Source organism: Kribbella endophytica (assembly GCF_054781295.1).
Map to the genome: position 1 here is coordinate 616 of NZ_BAAGUR010000009.1, position 19,963 is coordinate 20,578.

The following is a 19,963-nucleotide window of genomic DNA, read 5'->3' on the forward strand; positions in this document are numbered from 1 at the left end:
CGTGCGCCGGAGCAGCCGCGGGATCCGCGTGAGGACTTCATGGATCGGCGGGATCCGGCGGCGCATGACCGTGCGCCGGAGCAGCCGCGGGATCCGCGTGAGGACTTCATGGATCGGCGGGATCCGGCGGCGCATGACCGTGCGCCGGAGCAGCCGCGGGATCCGCGTGAGGACTTCATGGATCGGCGGGATCCGGCCGCGCATGACCGTACGCCCGAGCAGCCGCGCGATCCTCGGGAAGACTTCATGGACCGTCGCGACCCGGCGGCGCATGACCGTACGCCGGAGCAGCCTCGCGATCCTCGGGAGGACTTCATGCAGCGGCCGGGGGAGCCTCGGTCGATTCCGGAGCGGATGCATCCGGACGGTCCGCCGGCGCCGCACGACCCGAACTGGGCCGACAACCGGTTGCATCCGGACGGTCCGCCGGCGCCGCACGACCCGAACCGGATCGACAACCGGCTGAACCCGGACGGTTCTCCCGCACGGTCTGCTGACGCGCCGCCGCACGATCCGAACCGGATCCCGAACGCGTTGCACCCGGACGGTCCGCCCGCGCCGCACGACCCGAACTGGGCCGACAACCGTGTGCACCCCGACGGTCCGCCGGCGCCGCACGATCCGAACCGGATCGACAACCGGCTCAATCCCGAGCGGCCGGCTTCCGGGCGGGATCCGCGTGAGGACTTCATGCAGCGGCCGGCGACGCCACCGCACCACGGGGGACCGGATCGGCCGCCGCACAGTGGCGACCAACCGGGCACGCCCACCCACGGTGGCGACCAGCCGGGCCCGCGTACCCACGCTGGCGACCAGCCGGGCCCGCGTACCCACAGTGGCGACCAGCCGGGCACGCCCACCCACAGTGGCGACCAGCCGGGCACACCTCCGCGTGACGGTGGGCAGCCGCAGCCCCAGCAGCCGCACTCGCAACCTCCGCGGAACGACTCGTGGGGCAGCACCCCGGACAACAGCCCGGGAGGGCACACCCCGGGTGACGGCTCGGGTGGGCACACCTCAGGTGACGGCTCGGGCCCGCGGTGGAACGAGGAGTACCCGGTCCGCGATCCCGATCACAACGAGTTCGTCACCAACGACCCGAAGGCCGAGGACGCCTACCGGGAGATCCGGACGACGACCGGGGACGTACCGAAGATCGCGGACCAGTTGGGACTGGACCCGGAGATCGTCGACGTGGCGAAGCAGAACGTCTTCGTGCGCACCCACGACGTGCCGATCGGGCCGGGCGACGTCCGGCACGGCAACTTCACCCCGGAGCTGCAGTACGCGAAGCTGTGGAAGAAGGCCTCGGAGGGTACGCCGCTGGACCCGGGCGAGCAGAACCTGCTCCGGTCGTTCATCGCGCACGAGTACGTGGAGGCGAAGCTGATGGAGGCGGGGATCCCCTACCGGATCGCCAACCCGAAGGCGTGGGACGATGACGTGCCGCGGTTCTCCCGTGAGTTCCCGGGCGCGCACAACATGGCGCCGCTGTCGTGGCAGGCCGCCGACGGCGTCGATCTCCTGCGGCACTGGCGCGCACTCGGCCTGACGCCGCCCCCGGGCGGGATGGCGGCCGATCTGTCCAACCTGGACGACATCGTCCGGATCGCACGAGAGGGACTGGGATGACGAGCGACACCGCCGCGGCCGAGCGGGTGACCGAGCGGCTGCTGGCCGTCACGTGGGACGACGACGCGGCGTACCGGCAGCAGTCGTCGCGGTTCCGGCTGACCCGCGAGTTCCTGCGCCGTACGGCGCAGTGGGCGCAGGCGCTCGGGGCGGAGGACGAGTGGCCGTACGGCGACCTGGCCGTCCGGCTGGATCCCACCGTCGAGATCGATCCCGTGCTCGCGGAGAAGTTGCGGTTCGACCCGGCGACCGCTGGGCCGTTCCCCGTGCCGGAGTCGATGAGACTGGCGATCGTCCGTTGGGCCACGCTCGGTGAGCTGCCCCGGCAGAGGTTCCCCGAGCTGGACGATCCGTACGAGCCGTTGCTGGCGCTGTTCGAGCGCGGCGGCGCGTACACGATCGGGCCGGGGGAGGTCGACCTCGGGTACGGCGCGTACCCGCTGCGCAACCTGGCCGACCGGGCCGGGTTGGAGCCGATGCCGATCGACGAGGCGACGCTGGACGCCCTGGACGTGGAGAACTGAGCGCCGTACGAGCTGCGGCGCGACGGGGTCCCGGCATCACGCCGGCCCGAGGAGAGGACTGAGGATGGCGGAAGAGATCGACCAGGCGGTCCTGGCTCGTGCCCGGCAGGCGCTGGCCGAGTGGATGAACGCGCAGGAGGACGAGGACGACGTCGACGAACTGATCGACGCCGAGTCGCTGGAGGGGTGGCAGGTCTACCCGGTCGAGGAGTTCCTGGCGTTCAGTTCGCCGGGTGGCTTCACGAACCAGTTGTACCTGGTCGGTGAGGGCGTGGTGCGCCCCTTCTCGTACTCCAGTGAGACGCAGGAGTACGCCGTGGAGGCCACGCGCGCCGAGCGGGACGGGCTGGCGCCGCCGGAGCCGCCGGGGCCGGCGATCACGCTGGACGAGTGGAACGACTTCATCGGCCGCTGATCCACACCGACAACCCAGCCACCGGTACGGCGGCTGGGTTGTTCTGCGTGCTCACTTCCGGCCGCGGCGCCAGAACGGGGATTTGAGGGCCTTGGGCAACGTCACCGACGGGGTGACGTCCAGGTCGACCGGCAGTTCGGCGAGCAGTTCGCCGACCAGCCAGTAGACGCCGGGGGAGCAGGGGTCCGCGGCGTCGGCGTGCTCCTTGGCGACCCAGCGGGCGAACTCGTCGACGCGGGCTTGCATGTCCTGTTTCCGGTCGACCGGGCAGAGCACCAGCTGGTCGGTCGACGGCAGCGCGAGCACTGAGCCACGTCCCTTGCCGGCACCGGGCAGGAGTTGCTCGTGGTCGACCAGCGCCAGACCGACGGTCTGGTCGCCGGGTCGCGTGAAGCGCTGGTACGGCGTACCAGGCACTTCCTGCAGTACGAGTCCGTTCAGCCAGTTCAGCGTGAGCTCGAGTCCGGACGGACTGCCCGGCAGGTGCAGCCCGTGCATGACTCGCCGCACCTGCGTCAGCCGGTGCCAGTCCGGACCGCTCTGGATGCCGAAGGCGATCTCGAAGTACCGGCCGAACGGGACCGAGAGGCCCGCGAGCACGCTGTCGTACGACGCCGTCCAGCCCTGCGGACGCAGCGTGACGCGCTGGCGGTCGGCGACCGCGCCGTACAGGTGCTCGTCGGTCGCGACCCCGATCTCGGCGACGACGGCGCGCAGCCAGTCGTCGACGGTGCGCGGCCACAGGTGGTTCGGTTGCTGACGGCATCGATCGAACAGCTCGGTCAGTCCGACCTCCGCGCTGGAGACCAGACCCCCGCGGCTCCAGCGCAGCTTGACGATCGGCCCGGCCGGGTCCAGCTCGGCGTCCGGCAGGAGTACCGGCAGCAGGTCGGCGACCAGGTCCAGCACCTGCCGCGGGTCGAACGGTGTATCGGTCATCGGTAGTGAGCCGCCCCTCCACTAGAGTCCGGTGCAGCATGCCATCTGAGGCGTTCATGTCGTGCAGTCGAGGGGCCGGTCGGGCCCAGCTGAGGAGAGACAGTGTCGACACGACTCGTGCACCGCCCGGCGCGGAGCACCCGGAGTATCGACACCGGGCAGCCGCGGGTCATCGAGACCCCGCCGCCCGGCGCGCGAGGCAAGGCCGGCGGGAACGCGATGCAGGCCTTGATGCCGGCCGTCGGCGTCCTCGGTTCGGTCGGGATGATGAGCACGATGCGGACGGGGACGTCCGCGGTGATCGGCGTCGGCGTCCTGGCGCTGACCGTGGTCGGCACGTTCGGGATGATGTTCTCCCAGCGCGGCCGGTCCGGCAAGGAGAGCCGTGACCAGCGCAACCGGTACCTGGACTACCTCGAGCGGCTGCGCGAGGAGTTCGGCAAGATGGAGCGGCAGAACCGCAAGACCGCTCTCGCGCTGAACCCGCCGGCCGACGCCCTGGTGGACTGCGTCCGCGACCCGGCCCGGCTCTGGGAGCGACGGCGCAGCGATCCTGACTTCCTGCTGGTGCGTTGTGCGACCGGGCGGATGCCCGTGGTCCCGGCGTCGCTCGCGCAGAGCGGCTCGATGATGGACCCGCCGGACCCGTTCATGATGGCCGAGGCCGAGGCGCTGGCCCGCCGGTTCGCGCTGATGCCGGACATGCCCCTGACGATCCCGCTGGACCTCGCGGGCAACGTCAGCATCGTCGGTGACCGCGACGGCGTCGTACGGATCGCGCGGGCGCTGATGCTGCAGGCGGCCGTCTTCCATGCACCCGAGGACCTCGAGGTGGCGGCCAGCTTCCCGGCCAGCGCGCTCGACCAGTGGCAGTGGGTCGGCTGGCTCCCGCACACCGTCGACCCGGAGCGCCGCGAAGGCCCGCACCCGTTCCGCCGGATCGCCTCGAAGCCGGGTGACCTGGCCGAGCTGATCCGCGACGACGTCGCCTCCCGCGTCACCCTGGCCAGCGAGGCCCGCCGTGGCTCGCTCGGCACCGGTCAGCGCCGGATGATCCAGCGCATGCTCGTCCTGCACGACACGTACGGCGACGTGGCGACCGAGGTCACTCCGGCCGACCCGACGCTGGGCATCGGCGAGCTGGGCGTGACCGTGCTCCACCTGGTCCAGGACCGGATGCAGGAGCCGAGCAACGTCGCCATCCGGATCACCGTCCAGGAGGCGCGCGTCCTGGTCGAGGACCTGCGCGGCGGCGGCTACATGACCGCCGAGGGCCAGCTCGACGACACCCCACTGGCGACGGCGGAGGGCCTGGCGCGTTCGCTGGCCCCGCTGCGGCTGTCGGAGGAGTCGCTCGAGGAGGACGCGTCGCTGAAGACCGTCGACTTCATGGGCCTGCTGCAGATCCAGGACCCGGGTGATCTCGACCTGGAGCGGATGTGGGTGCCGCGCCACGAGCGGGCCTTCCTCCGGGTGCCGCTGGGTGTCGACAGCCACGGGCAGCCCGTCGTACTGGACCTGAAGGAGTCGGCCCAGCTGGGCATGGGTCCGCACGGTCTGTGCATCGGTGCGACCGGTTCCGGCAAGTCCGAGGTACTGCGGACACTGGTCATGGGTCTGCTCGCGACGCACTCGCCGGAGGACCTGGCGATGGTCCTGATCGACTACAAGGGTGGTGCGACGTTCGCGCCGTTCGACGGCGTACCGCACGTCGCGGGCATCATCACCAACCTGGTCGACGACCCGAGCCTGACCGAGCGGGCGTACGCCAGCCTGGCCGGTGAGGTGCAGCGCCGGCAGCAGATGCTGAAGGACGCCGGCAACGTCGCCAACATCACCGACTACCGACTGCTGCGGCAGCAGCGGCCGGAGATGCCGCCGTACCCGCACCTGTTCGTGCTGATCGACGAGTTCGGCGAGCTGCTCACCGCACGGCCGGACTTCATCGACCTGTTCCTGTCGATCGGCCGCATCGGCCGGTCGATCGGTGTGCACCTGCTGCTGGCCAGCCAGCGGGTCGAGGGCGGCAAGCTGCGCGGCCTGGAGACCTACCTGTCCTACCGGCTCGGTCTGCGGACGTTCTCCGAGGAGGAGAGCCGCACGGTGCTCGACACCGAGGACGCGTTCCACCTGCCGCCGCTGCCGGGCTTCGGGTACCTGAAGGTCGACACCAGCGTGTACCAGCGGTTCCGCGCGGCCTACGTGTCCGGGCCGTACAAGGGTCGCGTCCTGCCCGAGGAGGAGAAGGCCAAGGACGGTCCCGCCGTCCGGCCGTACCTCGTCACGCCGTACCAGCAGCCCGACCTGGCCAAGCTCGCGGCCGAGGACGAGAAGAAGGACGACAAGGACGACTCGACCGAACGCACCACCGGGCCGACGGTGCTCGGGGTGTTCGTCGACCAGGTCAAGCCGGCCGCGACACCCGTCCCGCAGGTGTGGCTGCCGCCGCTGCCGAAGGTCTGCACGCTGGACCAGGTCGGTGGCCCGGTCGACATGACCGCCGCGCGTGGCCTGCAGTACGCCGTACCGGCGCCGCCGATGTCGCCCGCGATCGGTGTCGTCGACGACCCGCGCAAGCAGAGCCAGAGCGTGTTCCGGCTCGACCTCACCCACACCGGTGGGCACGTCGCCCTGGTCGGTGGGCCGTCGTCGGGCAAGACGACGTTCCTCCGCACGCTGGTCACGTCGCTGGCGCACAGCTACACGCCGCAGGAGGTCGCGGTCTACGCGATCGACCTGGCCGGTGGTGGCCTGCAGCCGCTGGCCGACCTGCCGCACGTCGGCGGGGTCGCGATCCGGACCGACCGGGAGAAGATCCGCCGGACGCTGGAGGAGGTCCGCGGCATGCTCGACCAGCGCGAGATCGTCTTCCGCGACCGCGGCATCGACACGATGGAACGGCTGCGCGCGATGCACGCCGCGGGCGAGGTGCCCGAGCTGCCGGTCGCCGACGTCGTCCTGGTGCTCGACAACTACGGCGCGATCAAGACCACGTTCGACGAGCTGGAGGAGCCGATCGCGGACCTGGTCCAGCGCGGCAGCAGCTACGGGATCCACATGGTCACCGCGATGCTGCGGTGGAGCGACGTCCGGATGGCGACCCAGACGCTGTTCGGCACGGTGCTGGAGCTGCGGCTGAACGACCCGTCGGACTCCAACATCGACCGCCGGCTGCAGGAGACCATGCGCAACGCCGGACCGGGCCGGGTCCTCACTCCGCGCGGCAAGCTGTTCGGTCAGTTGGCGCTGCCGCGGACGGACAGCCTGCTGCAGGACGACGACCTCAGCGAGGCGATCCAGGGCCAGGCACTGGCACTGAGCTCGGCCTGGCAGGGTCCGGTCGCGCCGCGCGTCCGGGTGCTCCCGCACAAGCTGGAGCGGTCGACGATGCCCGGCCCGCAGCAAGAGCCTGTACGAGTGCCGATCGGCCTGGACGAGACGGCGATGGCGCCGGTCCTGCTCGACCTGTTCGAGCGCGACGGGAACCTGGTCATCTTCGGCGACACCGCGTCCGGCAAGACCAACCTGCTGAAGCTGATCCTGGAGCAGCTCACCGACCGGTACAGCTCGGACGAGGTCGTGTTCGCGGTGATGGACCCGCGGCGCGGTCTGCGCGGGTTCCTCCCGGAGAAGTACCTGGGCGGCTACGCGACCAGCGGCCGGGTCGGTGCGGGGCTGGCCGCCGGTGTGGCCGGCGAGCTGGAGAAGCGGCTGCCGGACGACCTGAACGACGCGGCTCCGCCGCCGGTCGCCGGTCCGAAGGTCATCGTCGTCGCGGACGACTACGACCTGCTGACCAGTGGTGGGCAGGCACCGATGGACCCGTTCCTGCCGTACATCGCGTCGGGTCGCGATATCAGCCTGCACTTCGTGATCGCCCGCCGCGCCGCCGGTGCCGGGCGCGCGATGTACGAACCGTTCCTGACCACGGTCATGGAGTCCGGCACCGCCGGCCTGGTGCTGTCGGGCGACAAGGCCGAGGGCGCCCTGTTCACCGGTGCCGCCCCGGGCAACTACCCGCCTGGCCGCGGGCTGTTCGTCCGGCGCGGTGAGCGGCCCTCTCTGATCCAGACCGCACTGGCGGACGGAACCACGTCCGCTGCCGACCAGAAGGCGGAGTGAAGTGAGCTACGACGTGGTGGCACTGATCGACGGCAGGCCGTCGTACCAGGACGTGCTCGCCGGCATGATGGCCGCGGGACCGGACTGGCTGGTGCGTGAGGTCTCCGACGGCGCCGTACTGCAGCTGTGCACCCCGGAGGGGACTCCGCTGGCCTCGCTGGAGGCGCCGGTACTGATCCAGGTGCCCGGTGAGGTCGAGCGGCTGCTCGGCGCCGAGCTGGCCGGCATCGAGACCCCCGTGTGGTGGATGGAGGTCCGGGCCAACCCGCAGGAGGGTGGTCCGGAGCTGGCCGACCGGTACGCCGAGACGCTGGTCGAGCGGCTCGGTGGCAGAGTGTGGAAGCCAGTTCCGCCGCCGTTCAACCCGCCCACCCCTGCCGCAACCGCGCAGAACGCTGCTGGAGGCCAGCATGCCTAACCCAGTCGAGCTCAGCCCGGCGATCGACGTCCGGACCGACAAGGTCGTCGTGATCATGCAGGACCGCCCGGTGGTCGGCATGTCCGCGTGGATGGTCGACGCGCTCGCTGCTGCCGAGGCGGACGGCCTCGGGCTGCAGCTGGTGACTCCGGCGACCACGCAGCTCACCTTCAACGCCCGGACCACGTTGTTCCGGGGCCTCGAGTCGCGCTGGGTGGTGACCGAGCCGAACGGCGAGGGCGCGTACGACGGGCAGGGCGGCTCGAAGCTGCAGTGGGACGGCGAGATGTTCGCGGCCGTCGCGGCGGGTGAGCAGGACAAGGTCGACATGAGTCCGACCTTCGCAGCGGTCGAGCTGGAGCTGCCGTGGCAGCTGATGATCACCGCCCGGGTCCGCTACCAGGCGCTGGAGACGACAGTCGTCGGCAAGGCCTCCGAACAGCTGTTCAAGGACCTGACCGGCGCAGCCCCGGCCGGCTGGGGCACGGCTGAGCCGGTCACCCAGCCCTGGAACGTCGGCCAGCTCACGGCGTACTGCCGTCGCCGGGCGCCGAAGCCGACCTGGCTGTCGCTGAGCGGTGGCAAGGACGGCCTGAGCGCATCCGGTGCTGTCGAGATCCACCGACGGCCCGCCGGGCTGGAGGAGGTCATCACGATGGCCGTCTCCACTCCGGACGGGCTGCCGTCGCAGGACGCCGTACGCAAGGTGGCGGAGAAGCTGGCGAACTCCTTCACGCTCGTCTCGTTCTTCGCCCAGGGCACGCGCGGCAACGGCAAGGACACCAACGCGATCCCGCACTGGACCGGCGTACCGGCTCCGATGGCGATGGCGGTCGGTAACGAGGCCCTGCGTGGCCCCGGCGCGGAGCGGGCGCTCGACCTGACCGGCGTCGCCGAGATCACTCCCGTGAAGATCGGCCCGTCCGGTACGCCGGCGGTCTGGTACCCGATCGGCGACGGCAAGAACCAGCTGGACTGGAACGTCTACAGCGCGCTGCTCGGCCGGCTGGTCCCGCCGGGTGCGCCGGTCGGCGCCTGAACCGTTCAGCAGCAGTAGCTCAGTAGTTGTGACGATCAGAGAGGTGTGACGGGTGGCTGCGGTCTACAACCGGGTGACGATCATCGGGCGGCAGCGTCAGATGGACGCCGTACTGCCGGTCGACGAGCCGTTGGGTCGGCTGATGCCGGACCTGCTCCGGATGCTCGGCGAACCGGTCGATCCGTCGCCGCGGCGCCGGTACCTGACCACCCCGACCGGGCAGACGGTCTCGCTGGAGCTGACGCTGGGCTCGGCCCAGATCGGTGACGGCGCGGTGCTCCGGCTGGCCGCCGAGGGCGAGGTGCCGCCGCCGCCGACCGTGTACGACGTGGCCGAGGAGGCGGTGGACGACCTCGAACGCCGGGGGACCACCTTCCAGCGTAAGCACCGCCAGTGGGCCGCGGGTGCCGCACTGATCTTCGCCCTGCTGGCCGGAGCGATCGCCTTGGTCCGGGCGACCCAGCCGGACGTTGCCGCGTTCGTCGTACTGGTCGTCGCGATCATCACCGGTCTCGGTGGCGTCGTACTGGGCCGGGCGGACCAGCGGGCGACCGCGATCACGTTGCTGGTGGTCACTCCGGTCCTGCTCTCGATCGTCGCCTGGTCGCTCGGGATGTCCGAGGACTGGTCGGTTCCGATGCGCGGTGGCATCATCGCACTCGCCCTGGGCGTCGGCCCGCTGCTGTTCGCGATGGCCGGCCTGGCCGGTGGCGGACTGGTCGGCGGCGGTACGGCGATGGTCTTCGCGGTGATCTGGATCATCGGTGTCGGCGCGGGCGTCTCCGCGGACAAGCTGAGCGCGCTGATCGCGGTGGTCGCGGTCGTGCTGCTCGGCGTGCTGCCGCGACTGGCGCTCGGACTGTCCGGCCTGACCGCGCTGGACGACGTACGGGCCCGTGGCAACGAGGTCGGCCGCCCAGACGTCGAGGCGGCGCTGAACGCGGCGCACGTCGGCCTGGCGCTGTCCGCGACGGCGATCGCGCTCTGGTCGGCCGCTGCTGGTCTGGTGCTCGCGCTGCACGGCTCCGCCTGGACGGTGAGCATCGCGGCCCTGCTGGCGCTGCTGCTGTGCTCGCGCTCGCGGCTGTACCCGCTGGCCGCGGAGGTGCTCGGACTGTTCGCCGCTGCTGGAGTTGTCATCGCCGCGCTGGTCCAGGATCTGTCCCAGCAGTCGGTGGGTGGCACACTGGTAGCAGTCGGACTACTCGTGGTGGTGGCCATGGTCGGAGGCTTCGGTCTCTCCTGGACGCCGCAGGACCACGTGCAGGTCCGGCTCGGTCAGATCCTGGACCAGGTCCAGGTGGTGGCTGTGGTGGCGCTGGTCCCGTTGGTGCTTGGCGCCTTCGGGGTGTTCAGCGATCTGCTCGACGTCTTCTGATCGGATGGTATGACCGGGCCGAACTGGCAGGCGGACATGATGGACCGCCTCGACGACAAGCCGGCGGCGGCCGGCCCACCGGCCGCGCCGCAGCAGCAGCCCACCCCTCACCAGGCACAGGTGCCGGCGGAGCAGACGATGACGCCTCCGCCCGCGCCGACCGGTGGTGGGTGGGGTGCACCTGTGCCTCCGCAGCAGCAGGTTCCTCAGTACGAGCAGCAGCAGCCTGGTCCGCCGCCGCAGCAGCAGCAGTACCAGAACCCCCAGTACCAGCAGCAGTGGCAGCAGCCGCCGCCTGCTCCGCCGCAGCAGTACCAGCAGCAGGCGCCGTACTACCCGCCACAACAGCAGCAGCAGTACGCGCCGCCGCCGCCTCAACAACAGCAGCAGTACGCACCGCCGCCTCAGCAGCAGCAGTACCAGCAGCCGCCGTACCCGCAGTACCAGCAGCCACCGGTGCAGCAGTACGAGCAGCCGCCGTACCAGGAGCAGTACCAGCAGTACCCGCCGCAGCAGCCTCAGGGCGACGGCAGCTGGAACACGCCGCAGGCGCAGGAGTCGGGCGGCTGGGACAACCCGGCGCCCGACGGCGGTCCCGGCCGCCAGGCCTACACGCCGCAGTACCAGGACCCGCTCGGCGGAGCGTTGCCGGTGGCAACGAACACGGTCGGCCTGCAGCACGAGGACAAGCCCGGCGGCTTCCTGCGCAAGGTCGGCCGGTTCGCTGCCGAGGCGGCCTACATCGCCGGCGCCTCCGGGCGGATGCAGCGCGACGTCGAGAACATCGCGGTGATCCGCCGCCCGATCGGCATCGGCCGGATGATCGGCGTGCTCGGCCCGGTGCCGCAGAGCGGCACGTCGACGGTGACCGCGCTGCTGGCCGACACGATCGCGTCGCAGCGCAGCGACATGGTGCTCGCGGTCGACGCGTTCCCGCTCGAGGGCAAGCTGACGCACCGGCTCGACCAGGGCATCGCGAACACGCCGAACTCCCGGGTCCAGCTGGCGCGCGCCGAGTCGACCGCTGACGCGATCAGCGACGTCCTCGCCTCGCGCAACGTCGGCGGCGCGAACCAGATCCCGATCTCGCTGGTGGACTGCCCGGCCGGCCTGTTCGACGAGGCCACGGCGTACGTCGCCGGCTCGTCGCACGCGGTCGCCCTGGTGATCCCGACGGCGCGTGAAGACGCTCCGGCCAGCATCGCCCAGCTCGACCAGCTCACCCCGGAGGGTCAGCAGATGCTGGTCCAGAAGGGCCTGGTGATCATCGCGGAGAACCGGCCCGACGACCCGGAGCCGGTCCGCTGGCTGCAGTCGGCCGTCTCGGACCGCGGTCTCGGGTACGTCGTGCTCCCGTACGACGCGCACTTCCAGCACGCCTGGCCGCTGCGCCCGGAGATGCTCGAGCCGGCCACCCGGCGCGCGGCGCTGGAGATGGCCGCCCGGCTGGTCGAGCGCGCGACGCGTTGAACAAGTTTCCCGTCGCGCTTGAACCGATCCACTGATCTGCCCGTTCCTCCTGGTACGACCCGGTTTGGCCGGGTCGGGTAGAACAGCAGGTAGCAGAGCGTTCAACTACATCCAGCTCACGGAGGTCCAGATTCATGAGCGACGACAGAACGGCCAAGCTCGACCGGGTGGTGGCAGATGTGCGGGACCGCCGATCGGTGCTGCGCGGTGCCGCCGTGGTAGGGCTGGCGGGCGTGAGTGTGCCGTTGCTCGCGGCGTGCGGTGACGACGGCGACGCCGGCGGTACGCCGAGCAGCACCCAGACCAGCTCCGCCCCCTCCGACGCCCCGACGTCGGCCCCCAGTTCGGCGCCCTCCTCGGCTCCGAGCGCGGGTGGCCCGGTGCTCGGCCCGGTCTCGGACGTCCCGGTCGGCGGCGGTGCGATCTTCAAGGACGCGAAGGTGGTCGTCACCCAGCCGACCGCCGGGCAGTACAAGGGCTTCACCGCGGTCTGCACCCACATGGGCTGCATCGTGGCGAAGGTCGAGAACGGCGAGATCGACTGCAACTGCCACGGCAGCAAGTTCAGCGCGACCGACGGCAGCGTGAAGAGCGGACCGGCGCGTGACCCGCTGGCCGCGGTGACCGTCTCGGTGCAGGGCGGGAACATCGTCGGTTCCGCCTGACAGTTGGAGGGGTACGACGAAGGACCTGGCCGGGAAACAGTGACCAGGTCCTTCGTCGTACAGGCCCCGGCTCGGCAGGGGGGAGGACCGAGCCGGGGACGGCTAGCGGGTTACTTCTGCGCGGCCGGGTCGACGGCGCCGACGAACAGCAGCTTGTTCGGCGAACCGGCGCCGGGCTCGCCGACCTTGTCCGGGGTCGAGGCGCCGAGCAGGGCGGTCGCCACGTCGGCCGGCTTGGCGTCCGGGTGGTCGGCCAGGTAGAGCGCGACGCCACCGGCGACGTGCGGCGTCGCCATCGACGTACCGCTCATCGTGTCGGTCGCGTCCGGTCCGGTGATCCCGACCGACTCGACGTCCACGCCGGGCGCGAACAGGTCGACACACTTGCCGAAGTTCGAGAACGACGCCTTCGCGTCGGCGTCGTCGGTCGCACCGACGGTGATCGCCGACGGCTCCTTGGCCGGGGAGGTGGTGCAGGCGTCCGCGGTGTCGTTGCCGGCAGCAACGGCGTACGTCACGCCGGAGCCGACCGACGCCTTCACGGCGGCGTCGAGCGCCTCGTCGGCGCCGCCGCCGAGGCTCATGTTGGCCACGGCCGGCTTCTTCGCGTTGGCGGTCACCCACTCGATCCCGGCCACGACGGACTCGGTCGAGCCCGAGCCGGCGCAGTCGAGCACGCGGACGCCGAACACCTTCGCGCCCTTGGCCAGACCGTACGTCTCACCGGCGATCGTGCCCGCGACGTGGCTGCCGTGCCCGGCGCAGTCGATGCCTTCCTTGCCGTCGCCAACGGTGTCCGTGCCGACCGAGGCGCGGCCGCCGAAGTCCTTGTGGTCGGGGTAGATGCCGGTGTCGATCACGTAGACGTTCACGTTCTCGGCCGTCGACGACCCGGTGTACTTCTTGTCGAGCGGCAGGTCACGCTGGTCCGCGCGGTCCAGGCCCCACGGCGGGTTGTCCTGGTTGGCCTGCATCTTCTGGTTCTGCTGCACGAACGCGACCCGCTCGTCGCCGGCCAGCTTCTTCGCCTGGTCCTCACTCATCGCGGCGGAGAAGCCCTGGATCGACGCGCTGAACTGCTTGCGCACGGTCGCGTCGTACGACGCCGCCAGGCTCTGCGTCGTGGCCTTGGTCGCCGCGACGGAACGCTCGCCCTTGAGGACGACGACGTAACTACCGGGAATGGCCGTCGCGCTGCCTGCGCCGCGGACAGTGGCGGCAGCCGGTTCGTCGGCGTTGCTCGCGACGCCGGTGGCGACCAGACCCGACACGGCCAGCGCGGAAGCGGCGGCCGCGCCGAGCACTGCTCTGGTACGACGGGATGGGGTGACTGGGGACATGGGCGGTATCTCCCTCTGCAAGTGCGTGCGGCCCGGTGCCTCACGCTCGGTCCTGCCGTACACCCTGGGTGACAGACCGTGCTCGCCGCTCATCCCATTCGGTGATCAGGTCCGAGGTATGGGGCGGTCCGCAACGAAACCGTCGGGCGACCGCAACGTGTGGCTCGGCGTGCCGACCGGTGTCGTGCTAGGCGTGACCACCGGTGTCTCGGTCGGAGTGGGCGTGGGAGTCGGCGTCGGGGTCGGGGTGACCGGGGGAGTGACGGGCGGGGTCACCGGCGTCGGCGGCACCAGGTACAGCAGCTTGTTCGGCGAACCGGTGCCCGGGTCCTTCACCGCGTCCGAGGTCGCTGCCTCCAGCAACGCCTTCGTCACCTGCTCAGGTGTCGCCTCCGGGTTGTCGGCCAGGTAGAGCGCGATCGCGCCGGCGACGTGCGGCGTCGCCATCGAGGTGCCGCTCTTGGTCTCCGTTGCCTCCGGCCCGGTGATGCCGACCGACTCGATGTCGACGCCGGGACCGAACAGGTCGACACAGGCGCCGAAGTTGGAGAAGTTCGCCCGGGTGTCGCTCCGGTCGGTCGCGCCGACCGTGACGGCGGACGGCTCACGGGACGGCGACACCCCGCAGGCGTCGGCGCTTTCGTTGCCTGCAGCGACGGCGTAGCTGATGCCGGAGGCCACCGACGCCTTGACGGCCGCGTCCAGGGCCGGGTCGCTGCTGCCGCCGAGGCTCATGTTCGCGACGGCGGGCTTGACCGCGTTCGCGGTGACCCAGTCGACGCCGGCCACCACCGACTCGGTCGTGCCGTTGCCGGAGCAGTCAAGGACGCGGACACCGACCACCTTCGCCGCCTTCGCTACGCCGTACTTGGTCCCGGCAATGGTCCCCGCGACGTGGCTGCCGTGACCGATGCAGTCGACGCCGTTCTGGCCGTCGCCGAGGGTGTCGGTGCCGATCGAGGCGCGGCCGGCGAAGTCCTTGTGGTCGGCGTAGATTCCGGTGTCGATCACGTACGCGTGCACCGTGCTGGCCGTCGTGTCGGACTCGAACTTCTCGTCCAGCGGCAGCGTGCGCTGGTCGCTGCGGTCCAGGCCCCACGGCGGATCGTCCTGCGTCGCCTTCAGCACCTGGTTCTGCTGCACGAAGCCGACGCGGGGATCGGCCGCCACCTGCTGGGCCTTCTCCTCGCTCATCGCCGCCGAGAAGCCGCGGACCGACGCGTGGAACTCGCGTCGTACCGTCACGTCGTACGTCGACGCGAGGCTGCGGTTGGTCGCCCGGGTCATGTCGGCCGACGGCGTCCCGCTGAGCACGACGATGTAGCTGCCGGGCACCGCTGTCGGCGAGTTCGCCTCCAGGACGAGCGGCGCGAAGCGGTCGGTCTCCGGCGCGACCCGCGCGGCCGCGGGCAGGGCCGAGGCGCAGACCAGGACGGCGGCGAGAGCGGCGGTCAGGCCGCGCGAGTTCGTGGACAGCTTCATGGATGCTCCCTGACTCGGCACACAGCGGGTCAGTTTCACGCTAAAACCGGGTCGCCGTCCGGACGCGCCACCGACCGGGAGCAGGGGAGAAGCCGTAACACGATCTCAGTGCGGCCGAGACGTCAGCGCCGCCGGAAGTTGTCGTACTTGCGAACGGCGAAGCGGTACGCCAGTTCGGTGAGCGGCTCGAGCTCCTTCAGCGTCGCCTCGGACGGCGAGACGACACAGATCCAGTACTGCGGGGCGTAGACCGGGTGCGGCAGTACGACGTCGAGCGCCGTGTAGTCGACGTCGTCCGGCACGGACGGGAAGAGCTCGAGGTAGTCCGCCTTCGGCAGGCCGAGATTGAGCCGCTCGACCCCGGGCCGGTCGAGGTTCGAAGCGGAGTCGTAGACGTCGGAGGTGACGAGCGTGGCCCAGGGCATCTGCCGTTCCGGTGGGAGATCAGCGGCCGGGTCGTAGATCCAGAAGGTGTCGCCGTTCGCGGTCAGGGTCCGGACGCCGGGCCGGTCGAGGTACTGGTCGAAGTTCATGCCTTCAAGCGTCTCATTGAAGCTGCAGTAGAGACTTTTGCGCGCCGGCGCCAGGACTGGCGAGCGTTGTCGGCGGGGCGAACTAGGGTGGTGCGGTGGCTGATCCATCGTCCTACCGCCCGGCTCCGGGCTCCATCCCCGACTCGCCCGGGGTGTACCGCTTCAGCGACGCCGGCGGCCGGGTGATCTACGTCGGCAAGGCGAAGAACCTGCGCGCCCGGCTGTCGTCGTACTTCCAGGATCTGGCGAACCTGCACCCGCGGACCCAGTCGATGGTGACGACCGCGGCGAAGGTCGACTGGACGGTGGTCTCGACCGAGGTCGAGTCGCTGCAGCTGGAGTACTCCTGGATCAAGGAGTACGACCCGAGGTTCAACGTGAAGTACCGGGACGACAAGTCGTACCCGTGGCTGGCGATCACCCTCAACGAGGAGTATCCGCGGGTGATGGTCGGCCGCGGCCCGAAGAAGAAGGGCGTGCGCTACTTCGGCCCGTACAGCCACGCCTGGGCGATCCGCGAGACCGTCGACCTGCTGCTGCGGGTCTTCCCGATGCGCTCGTGCAGCAAGGGCGTCTTCAACCGGCACCGCCAGATCGGCCGGCCCTGCCTGCTCGGCTACATCGGCAAGTGCGCCGCACCCTGCACCGGCCAGGTCAGCCAGGAGGAGCACCTCAAGATCGTCGAGGACTTCTCCGCGTTCCTGTCCGGCCAGACCGCGACGTACGTACGCCGGCTGGAGAAGGAGATGAAGGCCGCCGCGGCCGAGCTGGAGTACGAGCGGGCCGCGAAGATCCGCGACGACCTGTCGGCGCTGGACAAGGCCCTCGCCAAGAACGCGGTCGTGCTCGGCGACGGCACCGACACCGACGTGGTCGCGCTCAGCGAGGACCCGCTCGAGGTCGCGGTCCAGATCTTCTACGTCCGCGGCGGGCGGATCCGCGGTCAGCGCGGGTTCATCGCCGACAAGGCCGACGGTACGGCGACCACCGGCGATCTGGTGTCGCGGTTCATCCAGCAGATGTACGCCACGGAGGCCGCCGACGCGATCCCGCGGGAGATCCTCGTTCCCGTCGTACCGGACGACGAGACGGCGCTGACCGAGTGGCTGTCGGAGCGGCGCGGTTCGCGGGTCGCGATCCGGACGCCGCAGCGCGGCGACAAGAAGGACCTGATGGAGACCGTCGCGCGCAACGCGCTGCAGACGCTCACCATGCACAAGACCAAGCGGGCCAGCGACCTGACCACCCGCAACCAGGCGCTGGAGGAGATCCAGACCGCGCTCGACCTGCCCGAGGCGCCGCTGCGGCTGGAGTGCTACGACGTCTCGAACCTGCAGGGCACCGAGGTGGTCGCCTCGATGGTGGTCTTCGAGGACGGCCTGCCGCGCAAGAGCGAGTACCGGCGGTTCGTGATCAAGGGCGTCGAGGGGCAGAACGACGTCGCCTCGATCGCCGAGGTGCTGACCCGGCGGTTCAAGCGGCTGCTGGACGAGCGGGCGACGTTGGGCGGGACCGCAGCACCGGGCGACGAGTCAGGTGGCGATGCGGCGTTCAGCGACGGCGAGCAGGACGCGGCCGCGGCGCTGATCGACCCCGAGACCGGGCGGGCGAAGAAGTTCTCGTACGCGCCGGGCCTGGTCGTCGTCGACGGTGGTCCGCCGCAGGTCGCGGCCGCGCGGCAGGCGATGGACGAGCTCGGCCTCGGCGACATCCCGGTCTGCGGCCTGGCCAAGCGGCTCGAAGAGGTCTGGCTGCCCGACGAGGAGGACCCGGTGATCTTCTCCCGGACCTCCGAGGGGCTCTACCTGCTCCAGCGGCTGCGCGACGAGGCACACCGGTTCGCCATCACCCACCACCGCAACCGGCGCTCCAAGTCGATGGTGGAGAGCGTGCTGGACGACGTACCAGGTCTTGGTGAGGTCCGCCGCAAAACGCTGCTGCGGCACTTCGGGTCGCTGCGCAAGCTCCGCGGGGCGACCATCGACGAGGTCGCCGAGCTGCCCGGGTTCGGCCGTCGTACGGCGGAGTCGGTCGTCCTCGCGGTGAACGCCGCGGCAACGAAGGCCGACACCGGCCGGGCGCCGTCGGTGAACACCGCCACAGGCGAGATACTGGACGACGACGGACCGGGGCCCGCCGGTCCGCCGAACGGGGAGAACCTGAACTGATGGACGAGTCGAGCGGCAACCTGATCATCGTGTCCGGAATGTCCGGCGCGGGCCGGAGCTCGGTCGCGGACGTGCTGGAGGACCTCGGCTGGTTCGTGGTCGACAACCTGCCACCGATGTTCCTGACCACGATCGTCGAGCAGGTGGTCGGCACCGGAGCGTCGCCGCGGCTCGCCGTCGTGGTCGATGTGCGGACCGGCATGTTCTTCGACGAGCTCGGGTCCGCGCTGGAAGACCTGCGGACCAAGGGATACCGGCCGCAGGTGCTGTTCCTGGAGGCCTCCGACGACGTGATCGTGCGCCGGCAGGAGAGCGTCCGGCGGCCGCACCCGCTGCAGGGCGAGGGCCGGCTGCTGACCGGGATCCAGCGCGAGCGCGCGCTGCTCGGCGACATCCGGGCCGGCGCGGACCTGGTGATCGACACCTCCAACCTGAACATCCACCAGCTCGCCGCGAAGATCGTGAACGCCTTCGGGGACGAGGAGAACGCCGAGCTGCGGGCCACCGTGGTGTCGTTCGGTTTCAAGTACGGCATCCCGGTCGACGCGGACGTGGTGGCCGACATGCGGTTCGTCCCGAACCCGTACTGGCAGCCCGATCTGCGCCCGATGACCGGGCAGGACAAACCTGTGTCAGACTTCGTCCTCGGTCATCCGCTGGCCCAGCAGTTCCTGCAGAACTACGTGGACGTGCTGGACACCCTGCGGACCGGCTATCTGAACGAGGGCAAACGGTTCGTCACGGTCGCGATCGGCTGCACCGGTGGGAAGCACCGGAGCGTCGCGATGGCCGAGGAGATCGGGCGCCGGCTGCGCGAGAAGGGGTCACCGACGTTGGTGGTGCACAGAGATCTGGGGCGGGAGTGACGAGGGCCCCACGGGTCGTCGCACTAGGTGGCGGGCATGGCCTCGCCGCATCTTTGTCTGCCCTGCGGCAGGTCACTGACCAGCTGACCGCTGTTGTCACGGTCGCCGACAACGGCGGGTCTTCGGGACGGTTGCGCAAGGAGCTCGGCGTACTGCCCCCGGGCGATCTGCGGATGGCCCTGGCCGCGCTGTGCCGCGACGACGAGTGGGGCCGGACGTGGGCCGATGTGCTGCAGCACCGGTTCCGCAGTGATGGCGCCCTGCACGACCACGCGGTCGGGAACCTGCTGATCGTCGCGTTGTGGGAGCTGCTGGGCGAAGCCGTCGACGGGCTGGACTGGGTCGGTCGGCTGCTCGGGGCCCAGGGGCGCGTGCTGCCGATGTCTTCCGTACCGCTCGACATCACGGCCCGCGTGATCGGGCTGGATCCGTTGCATCCCGAGGCGGTCGCGGAGATCCGCGGCCAGACCGAGGTAGCGACGACCGAGGGGCACGTGGTCGACGTCGCGCTCGACCCTGCCGATCCGCCGGCCTGTCCGGAGGCACTGGTCGCGGTGGCCGAGGCCGACTGGGTGGTGGTCGGGCCGGGGTCGTGGTTCACGTCGGTGATCCCGAACTTGCTGGTGCCGGCGCTGTGCCGTGGCCTGGAGCAGACGAGCGCTCGGCGGCTGGTCACCCTCAACCTGGGGGAGCAGAAGGGCGAGACCGACGGGTTCTCCCCGGAGACACATCTCGAGGTGCTCGCCGCGCATGCTCCTGAGCTGCGCATCGACGTGGTGCTGGCCGATGAGGGGCACGTGCCCGATCCGGCGTCGTTACGGCGTACGGCGAGCTCGCTGGGCGCGGAACTGGTGGTCGCCGACATCGCCGACGACCACCAGCTGCTGCACCACGACCCGGCCAAACTGGCCAAGGTCTACCGCGAGCTCTTCGCCTGACTCCGACTGCCTGAACCCGACCGGCCCCGACCCC

The 19,963-nt window shown here is 70.7% G+C and carries 15 protein-coding genes and 1 pseudogene; 12 read left to right on the plus strand and 4 right to left on the minus strand.

All coding sequences use genetic code 11. The annotated features are described in order from the left end of the window. The 3 genes and pseudogenes from ACYVIO_RS42215 to ACYVIO_RS42225 all read left to right on the plus strand — a co-directional run. Positions 1–1,632 (plus strand): annotated as a pseudogene (locus tag ACYVIO_RS42215) (hypothetical protein); the annotation flags it as partial. Further along, positions 1,629–2,156 carry a hypothetical protein gene (locus ACYVIO_RS42220; RefSeq protein WP_460656657.1) on the plus strand — a complete coding sequence of 176 codons (528 nt, stop codon included), beginning with the start codon at positions 1,629–1,631 and terminating at the stop codon, positions 2,154–2,156. The pseudogene ACYVIO_RS42215 and the gene ACYVIO_RS42220, both read left to right, overlap by 4 nt. Positions 2,157–2,220: 64 nt before the next feature. Next, positions 2,221–2,571, plus strand: coding sequence for a hypothetical protein (locus ACYVIO_RS42225; protein WP_460656658.1), 351 nt, complete (start codon positions 2,221–2,223; stop codon positions 2,569–2,571). Positions 2,572–2,622: 51 nt separating this feature from the next. Here ACYVIO_RS42225 and ACYVIO_RS42230 read toward each other — a convergent pair whose 3' ends face one another. Further along, positions 2,623–3,510 carry a hypothetical protein gene (locus tag ACYVIO_RS42230; RefSeq protein ID WP_460656659.1) on the minus strand — a complete coding sequence of 296 codons (888 nt, stop codon included), beginning with the start codon at positions 3,508–3,510 and terminating at the stop codon, positions 2,623–2,625. 102 nt (positions 3,511–3,612) lie between these two features. Between ACYVIO_RS42230 and eccCa the strand changes: the two genes are divergently transcribed. The 6 genes from eccCa to ACYVIO_RS42260 all read left to right on the plus strand — a co-directional run bounded on the left by eccCa (position 3,613) and on the right by ACYVIO_RS42260 (position 12,602). Next, on the plus strand, positions 3,613–7,632 hold the full coding sequence (eccCa, locus tag ACYVIO_RS42235; protein ID WP_460656660.1) for a type VII secretion protein EccCa: 4,020 nt from the start codon (positions 3,613–3,615) through the stop codon (positions 7,630–7,632). A 1-nt stretch (position 7,633) separates the two neighbouring features. Next, the gene (locus ACYVIO_RS42240; protein ID WP_460656661.1) at positions 7,634–8,050 is read left to right on the plus strand and encodes a hypothetical protein; all 417 of its coding nucleotides are present in this window, start codon (positions 7,634–7,636) and stop codon (positions 8,048–8,050) included. After that, complete coding sequence (locus ACYVIO_RS42245) at positions 8,043–9,089, plus strand: DUF6177 family protein (protein ID WP_460656662.1); 1,047 nt, start codon at positions 8,043–8,045, stop codon at positions 9,087–9,089. Before ACYVIO_RS42240 ends, ACYVIO_RS42245 begins: the two co-directional genes overlap by 8 nt. Before the next feature lie 52 nt (positions 9,090–9,141). Next, entirely contained in the window at positions 9,142–10,467 is a 1,326-nt protein-coding gene (gene eccD, locus ACYVIO_RS42250) for a type VII secretion integral membrane protein EccD (RefSeq protein WP_460656663.1), read from the plus strand. Positions 10,468–10,476: 9 nt separating this feature from the next. Next, positions 10,477–11,937, plus strand: coding sequence for a MinD/ParA family ATP-binding protein (locus tag ACYVIO_RS42255; protein ID WP_460656664.1), 1,461 nt, complete (start codon positions 10,477–10,479; stop codon positions 11,935–11,937). Between the two features lie 134 nt (positions 11,938–12,071). Continuing rightward, positions 12,072–12,602: a Rieske (2Fe-2S) protein gene (locus ACYVIO_RS42260; protein ID WP_460656665.1), complete on the plus strand. Its 531-nt coding sequence runs from the start codon at positions 12,072–12,074 to the stop codon at positions 12,600–12,602. Between the two features lie 110 nt (positions 12,603–12,712). Here the strand turns inward: ACYVIO_RS42260 and ACYVIO_RS42265 are convergent, their stop codons facing one another. From ACYVIO_RS42265 to ACYVIO_RS42275, 3 genes are all read right to left on the minus strand, one after another. Continuing rightward, positions 12,713–13,942 (minus strand): S8 family peptidase, encoded by a 1,230-nt coding sequence (locus tag ACYVIO_RS42265; protein ID WP_460656666.1) that lies wholly within the window; start codon positions 13,940–13,942, stop codon positions 12,713–12,715. Positions 13,943–14,047: 105 nt separating this feature from the next. Continuing rightward, positions 14,048–15,424 carry a S8 family peptidase gene (locus ACYVIO_RS42270; protein WP_460656667.1) on the minus strand — a complete coding sequence of 459 codons (1,377 nt, stop codon included), beginning with the start codon at positions 15,422–15,424 and terminating at the stop codon, positions 14,048–14,050. Positions 15,425–15,546: 122 nt separating this feature from the next. Continuing rightward, positions 15,547–15,957, minus strand: coding sequence for a DUF6194 family protein (locus tag ACYVIO_RS42275; protein WP_460656668.1), 411 nt, complete (start codon positions 15,955–15,957; stop codon positions 15,547–15,549). Between the two features lie 95 nt (positions 15,958–16,052). Between ACYVIO_RS42275 and uvrC the strand changes: the two genes are divergently transcribed. Genes uvrC through ACYVIO_RS42290 form a run of 3 tightly spaced genes read left to right on the plus strand, consistent with a single transcriptional unit; the run spans position 16,053 to position 19,929 of the window. Then, positions 16,053–18,125: an excinuclease ABC subunit UvrC gene (gene uvrC / locus ACYVIO_RS42280; protein ID WP_460656669.1), complete on the plus strand. Its 2,073-nt coding sequence runs from the start codon at positions 16,053–16,055 to the stop codon at positions 18,123–18,125. Then, positions 18,125–18,991 carry an RNase adapter RapZ gene (gene rapZ, locus ACYVIO_RS42285; protein WP_460656670.1) on the plus strand — a complete coding sequence of 289 codons (867 nt, stop codon included), beginning with the start codon at positions 18,125–18,127 and terminating at the stop codon, positions 18,989–18,991. Before uvrC ends, rapZ begins: the two co-directional genes overlap by 1 nt. After that, positions 18,988–19,929 (plus strand): gluconeogenesis factor YvcK family protein, encoded by a 942-nt coding sequence (locus ACYVIO_RS42290; RefSeq protein ID WP_460656671.1) that lies wholly within the window; start codon positions 18,988–18,990, stop codon positions 19,927–19,929. Before rapZ ends, ACYVIO_RS42290 begins: the two co-directional genes overlap by 4 nt. Positions 19,930–19,963 lie beyond the last annotated feature (34 nt).